Here is an 18,078-nt window from a genome sequence, read left to right on the forward strand (position 1 = left end):
CGCCTCTGCGAGGACTCCGGCCGCCTCTGCGGGAACCACCTGGACCGGCCATCAAGCGGGGCACACGTCATTAGGTGGTCACGCGGCGCTCCGATCGGCTAGCCGTAAGCTCCATGTAAGGAAACGGTCTTATCGTTCGCCCGACCCAGCGCTACTCGCGTGGCGTTGCGGTTCCTCTTGTACTTTGCCCCGTCCGGCGTCCGTACCGGACGGGGCGTTTCTTTGCTAACCCGGCCGACCTCGCAGGGCGGCATCGAGCTCAGCCTCTGTTGAAATATCGACATGAAGGGCGGGTCGCGCGAATTCGATGATCCGATCGCCCTGCCGGATCGCAGGCAACTTCGTACACTGCGCGATGCGGCGACATACGCCACTGGCCTTCCGAAGAAAGAGGCCGCGCTCCCCGAGCGGCAAGCTGCGATCGAGGCGCTGATGCTCGTTGCGGATCGCGGTGGCCCCACCGTGTTCGCGCGGATAGGCGTGATGCGGGCGCCGAACCCACCGCGTTAAGCGGGTGTTCAATCCGGATCGCAAAGACCATCATTGGGGAAAGCGGAAGCTTAGCAGGCCGTTGAAGAAGTCTTTGAACGACGTGCGATGAACGGGATGTCGTCGCCATTGAGGAGGCAGATTTCACCTTCGAGTGAGCCGTCATCCCGCAGTTCGGCCCAACCGTCACCATTGGCAGGCTCCATTTCGTCGTTTCCCTGCCAGCCGAACTGGACGGCATCGCCGTCACAGGGTCCATGAATGGAGCCCGTGAGGCAATCGAAGGCGAACTCGCCGCCGTCCTCATCGAACAGGATGTAGGCGCCGGCCACGGCCATGTCGTAGCCTGGTGTCTCGACGACCCGCCATCTGCCCCGGATGCTCATGCCGGTGCCGCCAGAAGCTTGGGCAGCCGGATCAGATTATAGGCCGCAAGCGCCAGGACGAAGACGGCATCCACCCGGTCGCGGCCTCGTAGCTTGACCTTGGCCAGACCAGCGGAACTCTTGATCCAGCCGAAGACTTCTTCGATGCGTTTGCGGCAACGCTGGCTGATGTCATAGCCGCTGTGACGTGTGGTACGCGCGTCGATCGCCGTCTTGCGCCGCTTGCCGGTCTTACTCAGATGTCCGTCGATCGCGATATGCGGCGTAACCGATCTATATCTCAGGTCGTGCACGAACGGCGTGACGTCATAGGCCTTATCCGCCCCCACCGTGATCCGCTTGGCGCCACCGCGCTTGTCGATCATGGCAAGCGCAATCTCCCGTTCGGCGGTGCCTGTCGCTTGGCTCACTTCACCCAAAACCGCTAAACCATTGCGGTTCTCCATCAGCGCATGGCCCATATAGCTCAGCTTGGCCGGCTGGCCGTCTCCCTTCTTGTAAAGCCGCGCTTCAGGATCGGTCGTGCTCGCATGGGTCTCGTTGGATCGCTTTTCCTTGTGGAAGCTACGCTCGGCATTGCGTCCCGGACCGTCCTGATCTTTGTCGCTGCCATCCTTCCGTCGGAAGCTCTTGATCGAAGCCCAAGCTTCAATCAGAGTACCGTCCACCGAGAAGTGATCGCTCGATAGCAGACGCTTGACCTTCGGCTGCGCCAAAAGCGCGCTCAGGAACTTGGCCGCAATCTCGCCCTCAAGCAGCCGATCGCGGTTCTTCGAGAAGGTCGAATGGTCCCAGACCGCATCGTCCACCCCAAGCCCAACGAACCAGCGGAACAGAAGATCGAACTCCATCCGCTCCATCAGGTGCCGTTCCGAGCGAACCCCATAGAACGCCTGCAGGAGCATCGCCCGAAGCAACTTCTCCGGTGCAATCGAGGGGCGGCCGAAGTCCGTGTAGAGCTTGCCGAACTCCCCAGAAAGATCGCCCAGCGCCGCATTCGCCAAGTCCCTAATCACCCGGAGCGGGTGGTCGGCGCGAACCCGAGCCTCCAGGTCCACATAACTGAAAAGCGAGCCAGACCCTTCGTCACTTCCCCGCATCGCGTCACCTCAGCAAAATCCTGTCCTAGGGAATCACGATCCAAAACGCTTCGCCAGAGACTTCTTCAACAGCCTGTTAGAGGGACGCGTGAACACGCCGTGAGATGAACCCGGTTCCAGAATTAACCTGCGACAGCGACATCAAGCTTAATACGCGATCGCGATTGCGGCGGCTCGTTGCGGTTCTATCCTCAACGCAGGTCGCGCGAGGCCACCCCAGGCCATCCCACAACCCAGAACGCGCGATTAGGGGGTGCAGCTCGGTTTGTGAGCCGCATCCCCGCCCCATTGTCCACAAATCCCCGAATCCTCAACGAGGGCAGTCCTGCTGATCGAGCGAACCGGGAAAGTGAAAGCTGGCGCGCGATCGGTGACGATCGAACAGTGGCGAACAAGGGAGAACATCCTACTGGCGGAGAGAGTGTCCAAAGCAGTATATATCACCGTCGGTTGCACACGTTCGCCGATGTTCAAGAAACACTTATACCAAAGGCACGAACTGTGCGCCGGACCTCTCGCGCGTTCGCTCCAATTCGCGAGCAATCTTCACGCAAATATGGGCTGGAGTATGGGCGCAAACGTTCGACGGAAGGTTGGGGATGGTTGGAAATATTCCTAGCGCACAAGCACCATTATTCTTTCGACCTGTCGCTCCAAATACCAAATCATCATTCGCGATAGTTCTTCGAAGGCAGTCAAAGGGACCTAACACCCTTGTCTAGGAGATTGTTCAGAACCACGGCGCGGGTACCGACAGGCTGCACCGCCATATTCACCAAAGCACGTGCGACGTCACTCGCGAGGCTGCGCGCGCTCACGCGCGAGGGTGTCGACACCCTCTGCAAACCCGCGCGGCCATGAACGAAGCCGCTTCGCAGCTCGAACAGGTCTATATAGCACCGCGCCCTGGCGGTATCGTTCAGCAAAGCAGCTATCCGCGCGGCAACTCGATCTCTCGGCGACACCTTTCTATGCGGGTCGGGCTTCTGTCTCATCCACTTCTTATGGTCCATCTCTAACCCGAGCGCAGCTTCGATGGCAGTCATGTGCGCCATTACCTCATCCATGCCGTCTGCGAGAAAGGCACGGACGAGGAAGTGTACGATTGGAGTTTCAAAAAGAGTAGTAGCCTGAGCCGCTTGTAGCTCGTTCCAGGCGATGTCCGTAAAACGCACCAGCCCCACCTCAGCCGCACCGCCGAGCGGTAGCGTCGTCGGGCGCTCCAGCTCGATCTCCTGACCAGATCCATCTTCAACGATCCACGGCTCAAGCGTGAGGCTATCCACGCTCGGCGTGGGATCAGGACGGACCAAGAGGTCATCATCCACCGTGTAAATCCATGGCACCCTGAACCCTCGCCAATCGACCTCCGGCATAGTCGACCACTGCTCCCATGGCGCCAGCAGCAGAAAAAATAGAGCCGCCTCGACGGCCGGCGGAAACCGGCCGAGGTGCGGCTCGATCTCGCCGATATCTCGGCTCATGTCCATGAAGAGCGCCGGTATCGAGCGAGCCTCCGGTCGCGGGTCAACATTGACCTCCTCTTCGACGACCAACCATTGAAACTGTGCGAAGCGCCTCGTCTCCAGCGGCTTGTCCGGAAAGTTGCGTGCCAACCTCGGCGCATCGAACATCGCTTCAAGTTCCGCCGCGCTGAATGAGCCTACACGTGCACGACCGAACATTAACTGCGGCAACTTATCTGCAAGGTCGAGCGGACACATATGCCGACGCAAAGTAGTTCTCCGCGCAAACGCACGATCAATCGCTTCCGCTGCTATCCTCGGTTCAACCGCCTGTCCGAGCATTTCGGCCGGAAACAAGCAAGGAAGTCCCAAAGACCGCAACGCTGTGCTCAGCGCGAACTTTGCCTTCCCGCTACCGTACCGGGCCTCACATATATCAGCCAACGAAACGAACCCCGGTGCGGAGAACAGATTTTCCGGCCCGGGAGGCGGGACACGCCACAGAGTCTCAAGTACGCTTATCAGCTCCGCGTCCACCATCTTCAACCGCCGATCCCAAGCACTTGTAGCAATCAGATCCGCCTAGCCCGCTCGCGGTCGGGGCGAACCTGATGAACACCCCTTGTGTCGACGCCCGTCAGCAGACACTGCGCGCTGACTCACGCCCAGCCATCCAGGCAATGGCGCAGGCGCTTCAACGTCAGCTCTTCAAGCTCTCCGACTAAAACGAAGCTCTTGTCGTTCAAGCCGTTCATCGACGGCCCAAACAAGCCAGAGACAGAACCATCCCGATGGCGTGCCAGATAGAACCGATCATGAAAACGCGTCTCTGTAATCGTCCGAAAAAATCCAAAGCGCACGCCATAGCCTTGCGTCTTGCCGTGCTGCTCGACGGCCCTTCGCCACAAAGCGCCTGACGTCCCCTTTTTGCCCTTGGCGTATGGCGGTTGGTAGATCGCGATCTCCGATTGCGAAATGTCGAGACAGTCGAGGTACTGCAGAAAGTTGTCGATACCGCCGGTCGTGTTTTCCTCGCTCTTGTCGCTATAGATGTAGGGATCTGTCACGAGCAGATTCTTAACTGGCCCCTTCCCACCGTGAACCTTGCGAGCCATGTCGAAGAATGTCTTCGCTTTGGCGCTCCAACCGCCCGCTACGGTCATGAGTTCAAGGACGACCTCGCCGCCGGGATGAGCGTCGTCCCCGGAAGTTTGGCCACCCATAATCTGCCCGGACCTTCTCCCAAGTCTCAAAGGGCAGTCATATTGCGGGCATGCCCCCTCATGGACGGTGACGGTCGGTCGATCGTCCAACGTCCCCAGCCACAGCCTGATCTCCCTCTGAAATGGCCTTCCCCAAATCGGATGCTGATCGCTGGTTGGCTCTACAGTGATTTCCCAATCCCGGCCAAATAGCTCCGGTGCGATGCGGCGCAATGCCTCGCGATCTTCCGAGCGTGGAGGAAACCCCATTCGCATGCGCCAGTACCAGTCCATCGAAAGGCCTCCCACCGCGTCACGCGCAGGTCCGGTTCAACCGCCTTCGCACCCGCATCGAATCGATTTTCTCTCGTGGCGCAGCGGCTCGTGCCCCGTATAGTGAATCGTCTCAGTTAGCGCGAGGGGTATGCATGCCGGACGATGGATCGGTGGGACGGCTCGAAGCTAGCCTCCCCGATGATTTTTCTAGATATCTCCTGCGGGGCGCGCTTGCGGCGCTGACTCAGGAGAACATAGCCACACGGGTTCAGCATTTCTCGGTGAGCATGCGCGAGCTAAGCCAGTACTTGCTGGAGCGACTAGCGCCGGATAACGAGGCGATCAAGAGATGCGCCTGGTACAAGCAAAACCCGGACGTGGACGGTCCCACCCGGCGCCAACGGGCGCTTTACGCGAGCCGGGGCGGCCTGACGGATTCCTTCTTGAAGAGCGAACTGAACCTCGATCCGAAGGAATTCCACGCGGACATCGGTCCGGCGTTCAAGGCATTGAACAAACGCACCCATTTACGTCCCGACACGGTTATTATCGATCCGGCTGAGATCGAGAGCTTCGCGAACGAAACGATCGACGCCCTGCTCGAGATTTTCGATGTGACACAGGATGTCCGATCTGAGATCATCAGCCGCATCGAGACGCATCTACACGACGAAGCGATCGGCGCATTCATCAATGAAACCATCGACAGCCTCGATTTGATTGCGGGACGCTACGAGACTGGCGGCGTTTTGACCGACGAAATGCACGTGTTAGGTATCGACGCCGAAGCGATTCGCTATGAGATCACGGGAAGCGTCGATGTGACGCTCCACTATGGGTCGAGGTCGGACGCGGCCGCCATTGACGAGAACTTCCCCTTCACTTGCACGGCAGAGGCTTCCGTCTCGGCCCCGCTGAAGCTCCTCCAGGACGAAACCCAAATGAAGGTGGATACCAGCGCTTGGCACGGTGAGGAAGGATAGTCGCGCTGCCCTTTGCGTCGATCAACCGAAGGCGGGGGTCGACAGGGGAGCTTGGAACGGGCCGATCTGGTAGCGGCTCGTTGCCAGACGGCTCGAACGGCCAAGGCTATCTCGTCTTTGATCTTGGTAAGTCTGCGGGCGATCTCGTTGGCTGCCTGCCCCCCATATGATCAAGGTCGTCGTGAGGTTTTGGCGGGATTTTTTTCCGCCGATACCAGCCTAGGGAGGATTTGCCGGTCAGTCGCCATCATGTCGATTGATTTCTTGGGGAACGCTGCTTCTAACAATAGAAATCACTTGAGAAATCAATGCGGTGGCGGCACTATGAATTCACTTTCCCGCCGGTCGCCGAAGTGTCGATTCAGGGGGTAGCGTTACGTTAGCCTGAAGCAGGCGGCCTTAGTGTCGAAGCGCCGCAGGATCATCGTATCGATGCCCTTGAAGCAGCCACTGTCAACTTTTCAGGTTCGCACGCGGCAATAATCGACACGAAGGCTTCATCCTTGATCGCCGGCAACCTCTTCACACGCGATTACCTCGTCGAAGGCATCACGCGTTGCCAGGAATGGCTGGCGCTTCCTGACGCCGCCGTCACCGACTTGAAGGAGAAGCTGCTCAAAAGCGTGCAAAACTTGCTGGCGATTCACCGCCCGAACGAGGCACAAACTGAAAAGACGTTGATCTATCCCGTCCTTGAGCTTCTTGGCTGGAATGATATCGAGGTTCAACAGATCCTTTCATCTAAAGGCCGCAAGCAGGTCCCGGACGCTCTGCTGTTTGCAAACCAGCAAGCCCGGAATGGCGCGGTTGCGGAGAAAGATCATTGGAAACGATATCAGCATGGATTGGCCGTTGTAGAGGCAAAGCGCTGGGCGCGTGCTCTTGACCGATCCGACAAAAGCGAAGCGCACGAAGAAGGCGTGCCTTCCAACCAAATGCTGCAATACCTGAGCCGAGTAGATATTCAGACCTCCGGCAAGGTGCGTCTCGGAATTCTGACCAACGGCGTCAAATGGCGTCTCTATTTTCAAGGAGCGCTTTCGGTCTCCGAGGATTTTTTCGAGATCGATCTAGGCAAAGCGCTCGAGCTACCCGGCCACGAGCTTGACCTCGTCGAACGCGCTAATCCGCTCCTGACACCTCTTCATTGTCTGCGGCTGTTTGCGTTGATGTTTCGCAAGCAAGCATTTCTCCCGGTTGACGGCGCGCGCACCTTCCATGACCTGGCGCGGGACGAAGGCAAGAATTGGGAAGCCAGAGTCACTCGTGATCTTTCCCATCTCGTCTTTCACGACCTGTATCCGGGCCTCGTCGCTGCCATCCATCGTCACGACCCTAATCGCCCGGCGGAAGTCGACGCGCCCTATCTTGAAAGCGTACGCCAGAGTTCTCTCATACTTCTCTATCGGCTTCTTTTCGTCGTGTACGCGGAAGACCGTGAACTTCTCCCGGACAGGCAAGAACCTTATAAGTCCTATTCGCTTACGACCATGCGCGGGGAGATTGCCGACCGCTTGGCCAAGGGGCTGGTCTTTTCTTCCACCATTGCCACGTTCTGGCCTAAACTGACAGCCGTATTCAGGGCAATCTCGGAAGGCGACGATGCACTAGGTATACCGCCCTATAACGGCGGACTGTTTGCCCGCGACAGTGCTTCGCTCCTTGCCCAGATTGAACTTCCTGACGCCGTTATCGCGCATCTGATCTTCAAGCTTTCGCACCGGGAAGAAGCGCCCGGAGTATTTCGCTATATCAACTACCGTGATCTCGGTGTTCAGCAGCTCGGCACAATCTACGAACGCACCCTCGAATACGGGCTTCGATACGATCCGACCAGTAACACCGTCGTCGTTGACGCTGACGACACGGCCCGCCATGAATCCGGCAGCTACTACACGCCCGATAGCCTCGTTTCACTAATCATCGAAAAAACAGTCGGCCCGTTTGTTGAGGAGCGTCTCGCGACGTTTAGGGTGGAGGCGGCCAAGCTTGCAAAGGACAAACGGCCCGTCGATAGCCGACTTGCACTTCTCCAGGGCTTTGATCCCGCCCTTCAAATTCTTGAACTGCGTATTTGCGATCCCGCGATGGGTTCGGGCCACTTCCTCGTCAACCTCGTGGACTACCTCGCCGACAAGGCTCTCGCTGCCATTGCAGAAGCCGAATTAATTGTTGATTGGAGCGACAAGCCTTATCGGTCACCGGTCGTCGCGAGCATCGAACAGACACGCGTCGATATCATCCGTCAAGCAACTCTTCATAAGTGGCCCTTCGTGGTTGAGCATCTCGACGACCGGCACATTGTGAGGCGAACGATCCTCAAGCGCTGCATTTATGGTGTCGATAAGAATCCGATGGCCGTAGAGTTGGCGAAAGTTGCTCTGTGGCTTCATACCTTCACAGTAGGCGCACCGCTTTCATTTCTGGACCATCATCTTCGTTGCGGCAACTCCTTGTTCGGTTTTTGGATAAGGGAGGCGATGGATCACCTTACGGGTTGGGGTGGTCAGCTTCTGATAAATGAGCCCATCCAAAAGGCCATGGCTCAAGCGCTCGCGATGCAGAAGCTGGAGCGCGTGAACGACATTGATATTGCGGAAGTGCATCAATCCAAGACGCTGTTTGATGGCATCGAAAGCGAGACGCGCCCGTTCAACAGCTTCGTGAAGCTGCTTTATGCGCTCGACTGGCTGAAGCTCGACAAGGCCGACGAAACATCCGTAAAGAGCTGGCTTGATGGCCAGTATGGAGACCCCTTCGACATTGCGCGCGGGCGTCTCACGCTTGGTCCGCCGCTGGAAAATGGCGGAACTGCTCAATCAAGAGACGTGCTTGATCAGATTCCCGGCTCGGGGAAGGCCAATGCAAGCCGGTTTGCGGGCATTTTGTTGCGCGCGCGGGCCCTGGTGCTCAAGGAAGCCTTTCACAACTGGCAAGTCGCGTTTCCTGGTGTCTGGACACAATGGGAGAGCCTGGATCTCCGGGGTGGCTTTCACGCGGTGATCGGCAACCCACCGTATGTAAGGCAAGAGCTAATCCGCCCATATAAGGCCGCTCTCGAAAAATTTTACGAGACCTTTGCCGGCCAAGCTGACCTGTACGTTTACTTCTACGAACAAGGCCTGAAGCTTCTTAAGCCCGGCGGGCGGCTGTCGTATGTCGTGACGAACAAATGGATGCGTGCCGATTATGCGGAACGGCTGCGCACAATGTTTGAAACAAAGGCTTGGGTCGAATTCGTTGCAGATTTTGGCCACGCCAAGAAATTCTTTCCCGATGCCGACGTATTCCCTTCGGTACTCGTCCTCCAAAAGCCGACTGAAGCCTTGCCACCGGAGAACACCGTGGTGTGTTCGATGCCGCGTGACGACGTCCCGGACAAAAACCTTGAGCAAGCCGTCGCAAACCCTGCGTACAATTTCCTTCTGCCGCGGCTTCACTTCACGCGCGACACGTGGGTCCTCGACCGGCCCGAAGGCATTGCGCTGCTGAACAAAGTCCGGGAGCGCGGGCAGCCACTGAAGGCAGTCATAGGCGCCGATCCTCTCTACGGTATCAAGACCGGTTACAACGAAGCCTTTATCGTTGATGCGCCCACGCGTGACCGACTTATCAGCGCAGCCCCAGAGTCCGCCAGCCTGTTCCGGCCGTACTTACGCGGCCAAGACATCTCGCGTTGGTCTTGCCCGGATACCGGTCTCTTCATGATCGTGATGAAATCGAGCAGCGATCATCCCTGGCCCTGGGCGAGCGCGCCCGACGAACCATCAGCGGAACGGATTTTTGAGGCGACATATCCCGCGCTGTACCGCCATTTCAAGGTTTTCGAAGAGATTCCCGACCCCCGAGGCGGTCGCCCAAAAGGGCTGCGCCACCGTGAAGATCAAGGCCGGTATTGGTGGGAATTGCGGCCCTGTGCCTACTACGCGTTGTTTGATGCTCCGAAGACGCTATACGTTGATATAGCGTGGACGCCGTCGTTCCTCGTAGACACACGTGGACGCTTTACGAACAACACCTGCTATTTTCTGCCATCCGCTGCACCCGATGTCGCAGCATCGCTCAATGCGCCGATCGGCTGGTGGTACGCTTGGAGGAAAGCCCAGCATGGCAAAGACGAAGCCTTGCGGTTCTTTACGTCCTTCATGGAATCCTATCCTGTCGCGCCACTGGATGAAGCTGCGCGGGAAGAGGTCGGCACCCTTGTCGCACGTTCATCCACTCTGGTGGAGCAGTACCAGGTCGCGGACCACAATTTGGCTGAGTGGCTCAGGCTCGAGTTTGAGCTGAAAGGATTGAAGCCAGCGCTGCTGTCGGCTTCGTTGCTCGATGCGGATCGCTTTTTAAGCGCCGTTCGGGACTTCATACCGAAAAAGCGGAAGCTGTCTGTTGCTCAGCTTGCGGAACTGAAGCGCGAATATGCCACTACGGTTGAACCGGCGAGAAACATGCGTTTGAAGGTGCTCGCTTCGGAGCGCCGCTTGTCCGATTTGGTAAATCAGGCCTATGGCCTGACTGCCGATGAAGTTGAGCTGATGTGGCGTACGGCACCACCGCGCATGCCATTTACGCCGCAGGGTTACAGTGCGCCAGATACCGGCCTCGCTAAAGGCATTGAACTTGGCGAATAAGGGATCACACACGGCCTACACATCAATCGGAATCTCAACAACAGGACGCAGGGCTTCGAGTTGCCGAGCGTATTTCCGCACCACCTTGTCGTAGAGATCGCCAAGATGCTTCGCGTGGACACTGATAACAAGGGCGTAAGGCAACTCTTCTTTCGGCGCAAAATTACGGCCGTCCTGGCGCGCGTTGTAGTGAATATCGAGTACGGGATTACGAAGGGTCTTTCCGAGAAATGAAACGCGCGTGTGTAGGCAGTTTTCCCATTTCCACGCGTCACGGCGTAGTTCGTCTTCCATCAAGCCGCTTTGTGTCTTGCCAAAGAAACTCTTGCTATCAGCATGCACCTGTTTGGGGTCTTTGCGCTTCTGATCATGCGGCCTAAAAGTTGGCTCAAGGCCGGCGCGCGTATAGTTGCCGGGGTGGTGCGGATCAACGCCGGTCGGATAGCACAGCGTTGCGGTGATGGTGACCTTGCCGGGAATGGTGCCCGACGGAATCGGAATGGGCGCTCGAATATAGCGCGTCGGTGCGATGGTGCCTTGGTAGACAACCCGCACGGTGTCATCGTCGCAAAGAACAATGTCCTGCACCGAACGGGCGACGCGACCACGCCCTATTTCTTCGCAGGGAAAGGCAGACGCTTCTGTCGTGTGGATTAGGAGCGACCTTATCGCCAGTATGCTTAACGTGTCACCGAAATGCGCGCGCAGCCCAGCGCCGAGGCGCAGCACGGACGGCGCGGAGAAAGAGGTCCCTTCGGTCGCTTCGAGCCCAAACGCTTTTCCTTCGTTGAGAACGATGAAAGGCCGCTGGAGACAGCCGCCGAACTCAACAAAGTCCGGTTTGACGACGCCGGGACTGCGACCGGGCCCAACCGAGCTATACGTGCACCGCTGCCAGGGTGTCTCGTGGCTATCGCAGGCTCCCACCGCTAGGGCGTTCACGCAGTCGGCTGGCACCTGGATGCGGTTCAAGCCATCCTTGGCAGATCCGTCGCCCCCATTGCCGACGGCGATAGTCGCAAGTGTCGTACCGCGCGAAAGACGATCATCGATAACGGCCGTCCACGCATGCACATCATCATCCTCCACCGGGAGAAGCGGGCCGATACTTAAATTGACAAACTGATAATCCTTCTCGACCAAAACCTGATCGATACGGCCAAGCACTTCGTAAAGTTCGTGAGGATTTTGGCCCAACGCTGCCCTGTCGAGAACCCGGTAATGATCGGCCGATGCATAGGGGCGCTGGAGCGGCTTGGTCGGATCGATGTGGCCGAACAGGAAGGCGGATGACACGCCAACACCGTGCTTCTGAAAGTCATCCAGGGGGCTTCCGATGCCCGGTGGTTCGATAGCTCTTACCCACTTGCTGATCGGATGCCCTTTCGGAAATCCCCCGTCAAAAATCGCTACGCGAATCTTGGGATCAATCGGGCCGGTATCGGGTAATTGGATAGCTTCCATGGGTACGCGTGAGGATCGGAAGCTTGGACGCAAGATTCGCAGGGTTGGCATTTGCCGCAAGGCCCGCACGGGTGTGAATGTCGCGATGCGGTCGGCAAGTTCGACAGGAGCTTCCAGTTCCACGAAGCAAAGTCCGCCTGCGGCAAAGCGGCGGTCCAGCGGTTGATCAATCCCGATTTCACCAAGGTAGTGTTTGAATTGCGTAACGACGCTATTCGCACCGCTTCCGCCATCGCTGTGAAGAACAGCTTCAAGGACGACATTTCCTTTTTTCGGAAGCCGGCCTTTGATCTTGTCCCGGGCCGTCGGTGCCGCGACCTCCTCAATCGTGGGCAGGTCGCTGGCGGCGGCAGTGTCCTCGCGCAAATTTGGCAGCGAAGAGCGCCAGGCGCGGAAAGCTGACCGCGGACCCATTACGAACAACTCTGTTGTGATTGTTTCTTCGGGTTCGCGGCCTTTGGAGCGCTTTTCCGGTGTGATCCGGCGCGGGCGGCTGCCGACCGGTTCCAAGCCAACCGATTCAAACAGCTTTTCAGGGAAATACGACTTGGCAATATACTCGGGATTGAGCGTGATCGTCGCAACGGCACGGTCGTTTGGGCAGGCGGCATCCGGCAACTGGTCGATACCCCTCACAACGCGCGCGAGCATCGGCGCGATGCGCTCTCTTGCTTCCCTGAACGTATAAGGGTGGCTTTTCGGGCCGCCGCCACGCACGCCGGCAACATCTTCAACAAGCCGTTCGCCTTTGCCTAAAAGGAAATTGCGTTTCGTCATGACGAATCTCTCTTTTCAGAGCGCGTCGGCACGCGCTTCCGCGCGGCGCGAACACGGATGGTGTCGCGGGCAATACCTGTCAGCTCACGGGCTTTACGTTGTGACAACAGCCCTTGGTTCACAATGGCCGCCGCAAGATGAATGCGCCTCGTCTTCGGAAGCGATTTGTTCGTCAACAGACCGGCGAGATGTTCCTCAAGCGGCGTATGGCCTAAAGCTGCCCCGCGACGTGCAGTCGACAAATCACGTTCGATGTCGCTGAAGGACCGCCCGGTGAATGCGAGGGCGAGCAGTCCGCTCCACTCCTTGGTCGCAGGAAAATACGGCCCGAGGCGTCCTTCGATAAAGCTGTGAATGGCATCCTGATCGGGAAGCGGAAATTCAATGTGCAGTTCAAACCGGCGCCATATCGCGGGGTCAAGAAGGTCGGGGTGGTTAGTAGCTGCAAGCAGAACGCCGGAAGATGGCCAGTCATCAATTTGCTGGATGAGCACGGTTACAAGCCGTTTCAGTTCGCCGATCTCGCCGTAATCGTCGCGGCGCTTGGCGATGGCGTCGAGTTCGTCCAGCAACAAGATGCAATCAATGGTCTTGGCATATTCAAGGACATGACGGAGGTTGCTGCCGGTTCGGCCAAGCAAGCTGCTCATGACGGCGGCAAGGTCGAGAATGAGGAGTGGACGTTTCAGCTCCCTTGCTAACCATCGCGCGGCCATCGTTTTGCCAACGCCGGGAGGGCCGACAAAGAGCGCGGCCCGCATGGGATCAAGCCCGGCACGGACAAGCGCCTGCGGATTCCGGCGTTCCTGGACAATTTGCTGCAATGAAGTTGCAAGGGCCGGCGCGAACACCGGCTCATGTTCGAGGAACGGCTCTGCCTCGACGCGCATAAGATGTAGCCGCGAGTCGATATCGACGGGGAGTGGCACTTCGGCTTGCTGCCGCAGGGGCGATGCGTGCGAAGGCAGTTCATGCAAGAGCGCGGTCAAGGCATCCGCGAATTGCGGTACGACGGCGTGATAACGCTTGGCAGCGCGGCGTAAGATAACCTGCACGTCTTGAGGACGGCCGGACAACGCGATGCGCGCGAGTTGGAGAAAATCGGCTTCGATGTCAGTCTTTTTGTTGTTCTCTGGGGTCATGTGACTCGCGTGGCAGAAGAAAATACCGGGCGAGCCACCGTAAGGGTGGGCGGACGATTTTACAAAGGCCGATTTCGAAGTCGTCCACAGATGTGAATTGTAACGTATATTCATACGTTTAGATATGGACGAGATTGGCCACTTAAACTGAAACTGTTCTTTCTCCTGCCCCGTGGTCAATTGGGCCTCTTACGGAGGCGATTCCACATACGGCGGTACCACGGCGCAATCCGAGGCGGCAGGATTGTGGGCCTTGGAGCAAAATTCTGGGTGCGGATGTCGAAGAGCGGGTCGCCGGTCTCGTCGGGCGGGTGATGCGGGCACACATGGTTCTTCAGCAGTTCCATACGCTGATTGCGGGTGACGGTTCCCTTGTTGCCGTCATAGTCGAGGAAGACAAAGGTCGGCGGATTAGGATACCAGGGCGTTAATACCTGCGTGAGCAGGCCAACCGCCGTGGATGCAAGCACGCCGTTAGACCATACCACTTGCGGGCGCGAGCCTGCTGCGCCGTACCGTTTGGCTTCCTGCTCTAGTCTTTCATCGGTAATGAATCCGCTGCAGCGCATGCAGGGTGCGCCCGGGATGGACAGGATTACCTGACCGCTGACCAGAAAGCCCTTTTTGCCGAGATCATGGACATCCATGCCGATGTCGATGTAGGGGATCAGGTGCTTGCGGGCGAAGCGTTCAAGTTGCTCGCGCTCCTTGAAGCCATCGACCGCTCCCAAGATGACATCGCACAGCTTGAGATCGTCGACCGCAGCGTGCCAATCCTTCTGAATCGAGAGGATGCGGGCGTGTGGCTGAAGGCCGCGGATTAGCCGCTCGGCAATGGTGACCTTTGTAAGGCTCACAGCGACGTCTGCCAGTGTACCGCCGATCAATCGGTTGGTATTGGTATCTTCGATAACGTCCGGATCAGCATTCACATAACCGCCAACGCCCATATGGGCGGTCTGTTGCGCGATGTGCGAGCCGCCGCCGCCGAGCCCGACGATCCCGATCACGGCGGCATCCAGAACGGCGTCGCTTTGGGGACCAAGGAAGCTTTGGCGGTCAAGACGGCTCATATCGTGCTCCAACTGCGAAGTGGCATGCCAACCTCACTGAATTTGGCGATAAAGGGCTGGGGAGACGTACGGTCGATCCACACTTGGCCGAACGCAGACTTGTCGCTGAGTACGATGGCGCCGTGCACGCTATGCGGGGCAACCGAAACGAAATTCGGCACGAACTTGCCGTTTTCACGAATATCGATGCCGCTGAAGCCCGGGATGCCCTGGCCGCCATGCGTGTGCACGTGGAAGATGGCGACGCGGTCATCCATTCCCCATTGGCGTGCGCGGCGAATAGCTCCCGCGCTCATCATCGCGCCGACGCTTGGATCCGGAAGGTATTCGTCTTCACGTACGGGACGGTATTCCCGGGCCAAGATGAGAAGTTCGTCGTGCGCGGCGGCCAATCCTGCGGCAATAAAGCCAACGCGCTCATGTGCGAACGGGTGCGGGCGCCGCAAATCAATGCGGATCGTGGTGAGCAGGGCACTCGTGACTTTGAAGCGAATTTTCATGCGACGGCTCGCAGGTGAGCGGATAGCATTTGGGTCCAGCGCATCGAGGCCGGCACGTGGTTCCATGACGGCGCCCACCAATTGCGCTCGACCACGCGGTGCTGATTCCAGTTGCCCGCGCGGCCTTGAATTTGGCGCTCGAAGAAAAGGCGCGTGACGTAGCCGGAATGCGCGAAGGGCACCAGTAACAGGTCCATCTTGAACGGCTTATCGCCAGCGGTGAACCCGAAGCCCGGCAGCAAGGCCACGGGCTGGCCGCCCTCCTTGAGGAGGACGGCGTCAGCGTGCATGACTTTGAGATTGGCGAACTCTTTGCTGGCGACGTCGCTCACGAAGAGCCTCCGCAGGGAACCTGTTCAAAGAACTTCATTCCCTCCTTTACCTTGAGCTTGGCGCCGGGCTTGAGCGGCGTGAGCTGCCCCTCGTCGTTAATGAATTCGAGGACGTAGCCCTCCTGCACGCCGAACTTCTGCTTGAGCTGCTCGGTCGTGTAGGTGCCGCGCGCGATTTCGCGCGGCTCATTCTCGTAGAAGACCGTGATCAGCCGCTTCTCGGTGTGCAAGTGCTCGGTTCCGGCCTGACCCAGGTCGAGAACGTCATTCAGCTTCAGATCGATGTCGTTACCATCGCGCTCTAGGACCAGAACCTCGTCCTCGCGGACCTGGCAGATGACGCGCAGTTCAGGCTCGGGGATCTTCTCCACGCCCCACTCGAAGCCGTGTCCGTTATTAGTGAAGCGGAAGATACGGTCGCTCTTGAAGGCGCGAAACACTTCGGTTCCTTCGGCCCGCAAGTCCACCGTCTCGTCGAGGCCCACCGAGCGGCTGCTGTGGGTCAGAAGCTGGATCAGCACATAGTCGCTGGCCGGCTCCAAATCCGCCTTGTCGAGAACGTGTTCCCCCTTCGGCATGGCTTCCGAGAACTTCACGGTCACGCCGTTGACCGTGGTGGAGAAATGCCCCTGCGCGTCGGGACCGCGCCCGCGTTGGCCTTTGACACCGTCATCGCGGCCTTGGCCGCCTGTAACCACATTTTCCATCTTCATTACCTTTTCGTCTGCCCCCCGGCCCCATGCCGAAGTGATGGTGATAAGATATAGTGGCATGCTAGGTTTGTCAAGCATCTACTGGGCACGCTTGACATTCTTATCAAATGAGCTAAATATATGAGGTGAATCAATGACTTTGGAGGAGTAATGTCATGGCCAAGAAGAGCGTGGGGGCGGAGATCAAGCTCACGCTTGGACAATTTCTCGCCTCAATCCGTGAAGATCGCCAGCTCTCTCAGCGCGATGTCGAGAAAGCGACCAACAAAATTGTTTCGAACGCTTACCTAAGCCAGATCGAAAACGATCAAATCAAAAGACCAAGTCCCAATATCCTGCACGCACTCGCCGAGCTATACGCCGTTAGCTACGAGAACTTAATGGAACGCGCAGGCTTTGTTGCGCCTACACGATCCCGCAGCACCGCCGAACAGCGGCATGGGCGCGTTGCAACATTCGCCGAGCATAATTTGACGGGTGAGGAAGAGGCCGAGCTTGTAAAGTTTCTAGGTTATCTACGCAGCAGGAAAAAGCCCTAGTGGCCAAAGCCGACGACAGCAGTCTCGACCCCGAGCAGTTAGGCGCCGTGCAGTTGGCTGCACGGCGCGCTTTAGACCGAGCCACTGGATGGGGCGTCTTTCCTACGCCTATCCCGGATATCCTTGAAGCAGCGAAACTGAAAATTGCGCCCGCGAGCGCGTTCGACCCGCGGCGGATCGTCGAATACCTGATGGGCAAAGCAGAGCATGCGGCAGAGGTATTGAAGTCCGCGATCTCCAAGGTGTTTGGTATTTATGACGCCGACGAAAGCCTCATCCACATCGATCACACGGTGCATGCATCGAAGCAGAACTTTCTCAAGTTACACGAAGCCGGCCACCACGAGCTTCCTACGCACCGCAAGCTATTCCGCATTTTCCAGGATTGTGAAAAGAACCTCGCTCCGGATATCGCCGACCTTTTCGAGCGCGAGGCCAATAACTTTGCTCGCTTCGTTCTCTTTCAAGGCGACGGCTACCGCGATATGGCTGCCGACCATAAATTCGAAATCAAGACGCCGATGAAGCTCGCCAGCAAATTCGGTGCGTCGGTCTACGCGTCGTGCCGTGAGTTTGCTCGGACCCATCACCGGGCCTGCGCCGTGTATGTACTTGAGCCGATTAAGTACTGCGAACGCACAGGCGCGCGCGCTGATGTCCGCAGGATCGAAACCTCAGAATCGTTTCGACATCAGTTCGGACAACCTGCGGAGCAGGTAATTACACTTGATCATTCACTCGGACGTGTGTTGCCAGTGGGCCGACGGATGACCCGACCGACCACCATCTCAATCACGGACCGAAACGGTCAAGCCCATGAGTGTGTCGCGGAAGCCTTCGACACTACTTACAATGTTTTGATCTTGGTTTATCCCGTTAAAGCGCTTACCGCGTCTCGTTTCATACTCAACTAAGCACACGCTATGCTCAATGGTGCGTTATCTCATCGGCCGGAAACGTCGGGTGCACGCGGTCTCGGTTAACCGGCGAGTGGATTCTTGTCCA

The 18,078-nt window shown here is 57.9% G+C and carries 15 protein-coding genes; 5 read left to right on the plus strand and 10 right to left on the minus strand.

Annotated elements, in window-relative coordinates; translation table 11 throughout:
- The first annotated feature begins 282 nt into the window (after positions 1-282).
- Positions 283-510 carry a hypothetical protein gene (locus BLV09_RS23520; RefSeq protein WP_244548805.1) on the plus strand — a complete coding sequence of 76 codons (228 nt, stop codon included), beginning with the start codon at positions 283-285 and terminating at the stop codon, positions 508-510.
- A 50-nt stretch (positions 511-560) separates the two neighbouring features.
- Here the strand turns inward: BLV09_RS23520 and BLV09_RS23525 are convergent, their stop codons facing one another.
- The 4 genes from BLV09_RS23525 to BLV09_RS23540 all read right to left on the minus strand — a co-directional run bounded on the left by BLV09_RS23525 (position 561) and on the right by BLV09_RS23540 (position 4,937).
- Positions 561-875 (minus strand): hypothetical protein, encoded by a 315-nt coding sequence (locus BLV09_RS23525; protein WP_100381136.1) that lies wholly within the window; start codon positions 873-875, stop codon positions 561-563.
- On the minus strand, positions 872-1,975 hold the full coding sequence (locus BLV09_RS23530) for an IS5 family transposase (RefSeq protein ID WP_100385826.1): 1,104 nt from the start codon (positions 1,973-1,975) through the stop codon (positions 872-874). The genes BLV09_RS23525 and BLV09_RS23530 overlap by 4 nt, the downstream gene beginning before the upstream one ends.
- Positions 1,976-2,670: 695 nt before the next feature.
- Positions 2,671-3,798, minus strand: a complete 1,128-nt coding sequence (locus BLV09_RS23535) for a hypothetical protein (protein ID WP_244548806.1) — start codon at positions 3,796-3,798, stop codon at positions 2,671-2,673.
- Positions 3,799-4,100: 302 nt separating this feature from the next.
- Positions 4,101-4,937, minus strand: a complete 837-nt coding sequence (locus tag BLV09_RS23540) for a hypothetical protein (RefSeq protein WP_146689085.1) — start codon at positions 4,935-4,937, stop codon at positions 4,101-4,103.
- A gap of 134 nt (positions 4,938-5,071) precedes the next feature.
- Here BLV09_RS23540 and BLV09_RS23545 point away from each other — a divergent pair, with 134 nt between their 5' ends.
- Together BLV09_RS23545 and BLV09_RS23550 are read left to right on the plus strand one after the other, a co-directional pair.
- On the plus strand, positions 5,072-5,902 hold the full coding sequence (locus BLV09_RS23545) for a hypothetical protein (protein WP_146689086.1): 831 nt from the start codon (positions 5,072-5,074) through the stop codon (positions 5,900-5,902).
- 503 nt (positions 5,903-6,405) lie between these two features.
- Positions 6,406-10,533 (plus strand): Eco57I restriction-modification methylase domain-containing protein, encoded by a 4,128-nt coding sequence (locus tag BLV09_RS23550; protein ID WP_146689087.1) that lies wholly within the window; start codon positions 6,406-6,408, stop codon positions 10,531-10,533.
- A gap of 15 nt (positions 10,534-10,548) precedes the next feature.
- Here BLV09_RS23550 and BLV09_RS23555 read toward each other — a convergent pair whose 3' ends face one another.
- Genes BLV09_RS23555 through BLV09_RS23580 form a run of 6 tightly spaced genes read right to left on the minus strand, consistent with a single transcriptional unit; the run spans position 10,549 to position 16,534 of the window.
- Positions 10,549-12,774, minus strand: a complete 2,226-nt coding sequence (locus tag BLV09_RS23555; RefSeq protein ID WP_146689088.1) for a S8 family peptidase — start codon at positions 12,772-12,774, stop codon at positions 10,549-10,551.
- Positions 12,771-14,096: an AAA family ATPase gene (locus BLV09_RS23560; RefSeq protein WP_244548807.1), complete on the minus strand. Its 1,326-nt coding sequence runs from the start codon at positions 14,094-14,096 to the stop codon at positions 12,771-12,773. Before BLV09_RS23560 ends, BLV09_RS23555 begins: the two co-directional genes overlap by 4 nt.
- Positions 14,093-14,989 carry a HesA/MoeB/ThiF family protein gene (locus BLV09_RS23565; RefSeq protein ID WP_146689089.1) on the minus strand — a complete coding sequence of 299 codons (897 nt, stop codon included), beginning with the start codon at positions 14,987-14,989 and terminating at the stop codon, positions 14,093-14,095. Before BLV09_RS23565 ends, BLV09_RS23560 begins: the two co-directional genes overlap by 4 nt.
- A complete protein-coding gene (locus BLV09_RS23570; protein ID WP_146689090.1) occupies positions 14,986-15,489 on the minus strand; it encodes a hypothetical protein in 504 nt (167 codons plus the stop codon). The genes BLV09_RS23565 and BLV09_RS23570 overlap by 4 nt, the downstream gene beginning before the upstream one ends.
- A complete protein-coding gene (locus BLV09_RS23575) occupies positions 15,486-15,821 on the minus strand; it encodes a hypothetical protein (protein ID WP_146689091.1) in 336 nt (111 codons plus the stop codon). Before BLV09_RS23575 ends, BLV09_RS23570 begins: the two co-directional genes overlap by 4 nt.
- A complete protein-coding gene (locus BLV09_RS23580; RefSeq protein WP_244548808.1) occupies positions 15,818-16,534 on the minus strand; it encodes a multiubiquitin domain-containing protein in 717 nt (238 codons plus the stop codon). The genes BLV09_RS23575 and BLV09_RS23580 overlap by 4 nt, the downstream gene beginning before the upstream one ends.
- Positions 16,535-16,689: 155 nt before the next feature.
- Between BLV09_RS23580 and BLV09_RS23585 the strand changes: the two genes are divergently transcribed.
- Together BLV09_RS23585 and BLV09_RS23590 are read left to right on the plus strand one after the other, a co-directional pair.
- Positions 16,690-17,073 carry a helix-turn-helix domain-containing protein gene (locus BLV09_RS23585; protein ID WP_146689092.1) on the plus strand — a complete coding sequence of 128 codons (384 nt, stop codon included), beginning with the start codon at positions 16,690-16,692 and terminating at the stop codon, positions 17,071-17,073.
- Positions 17,073-17,987, plus strand: a complete 915-nt coding sequence (locus tag BLV09_RS23590; protein WP_146689093.1) for an ImmA/IrrE family metallo-endopeptidase — start codon at positions 17,073-17,075, stop codon at positions 17,985-17,987. The genes BLV09_RS23585 and BLV09_RS23590 overlap by 1 nt, the downstream gene beginning before the upstream one ends.
- Positions 17,988-18,078: the final 91 nt, after the last annotated feature.

The sequence above is a fragment of the Bradyrhizobium canariense genome (assembly GCF_900105125.1).
GTDB lineage: Bacteria > Pseudomonadota > Alphaproteobacteria > Rhizobiales > Xanthobacteraceae > Bradyrhizobium > Bradyrhizobium canariense_A.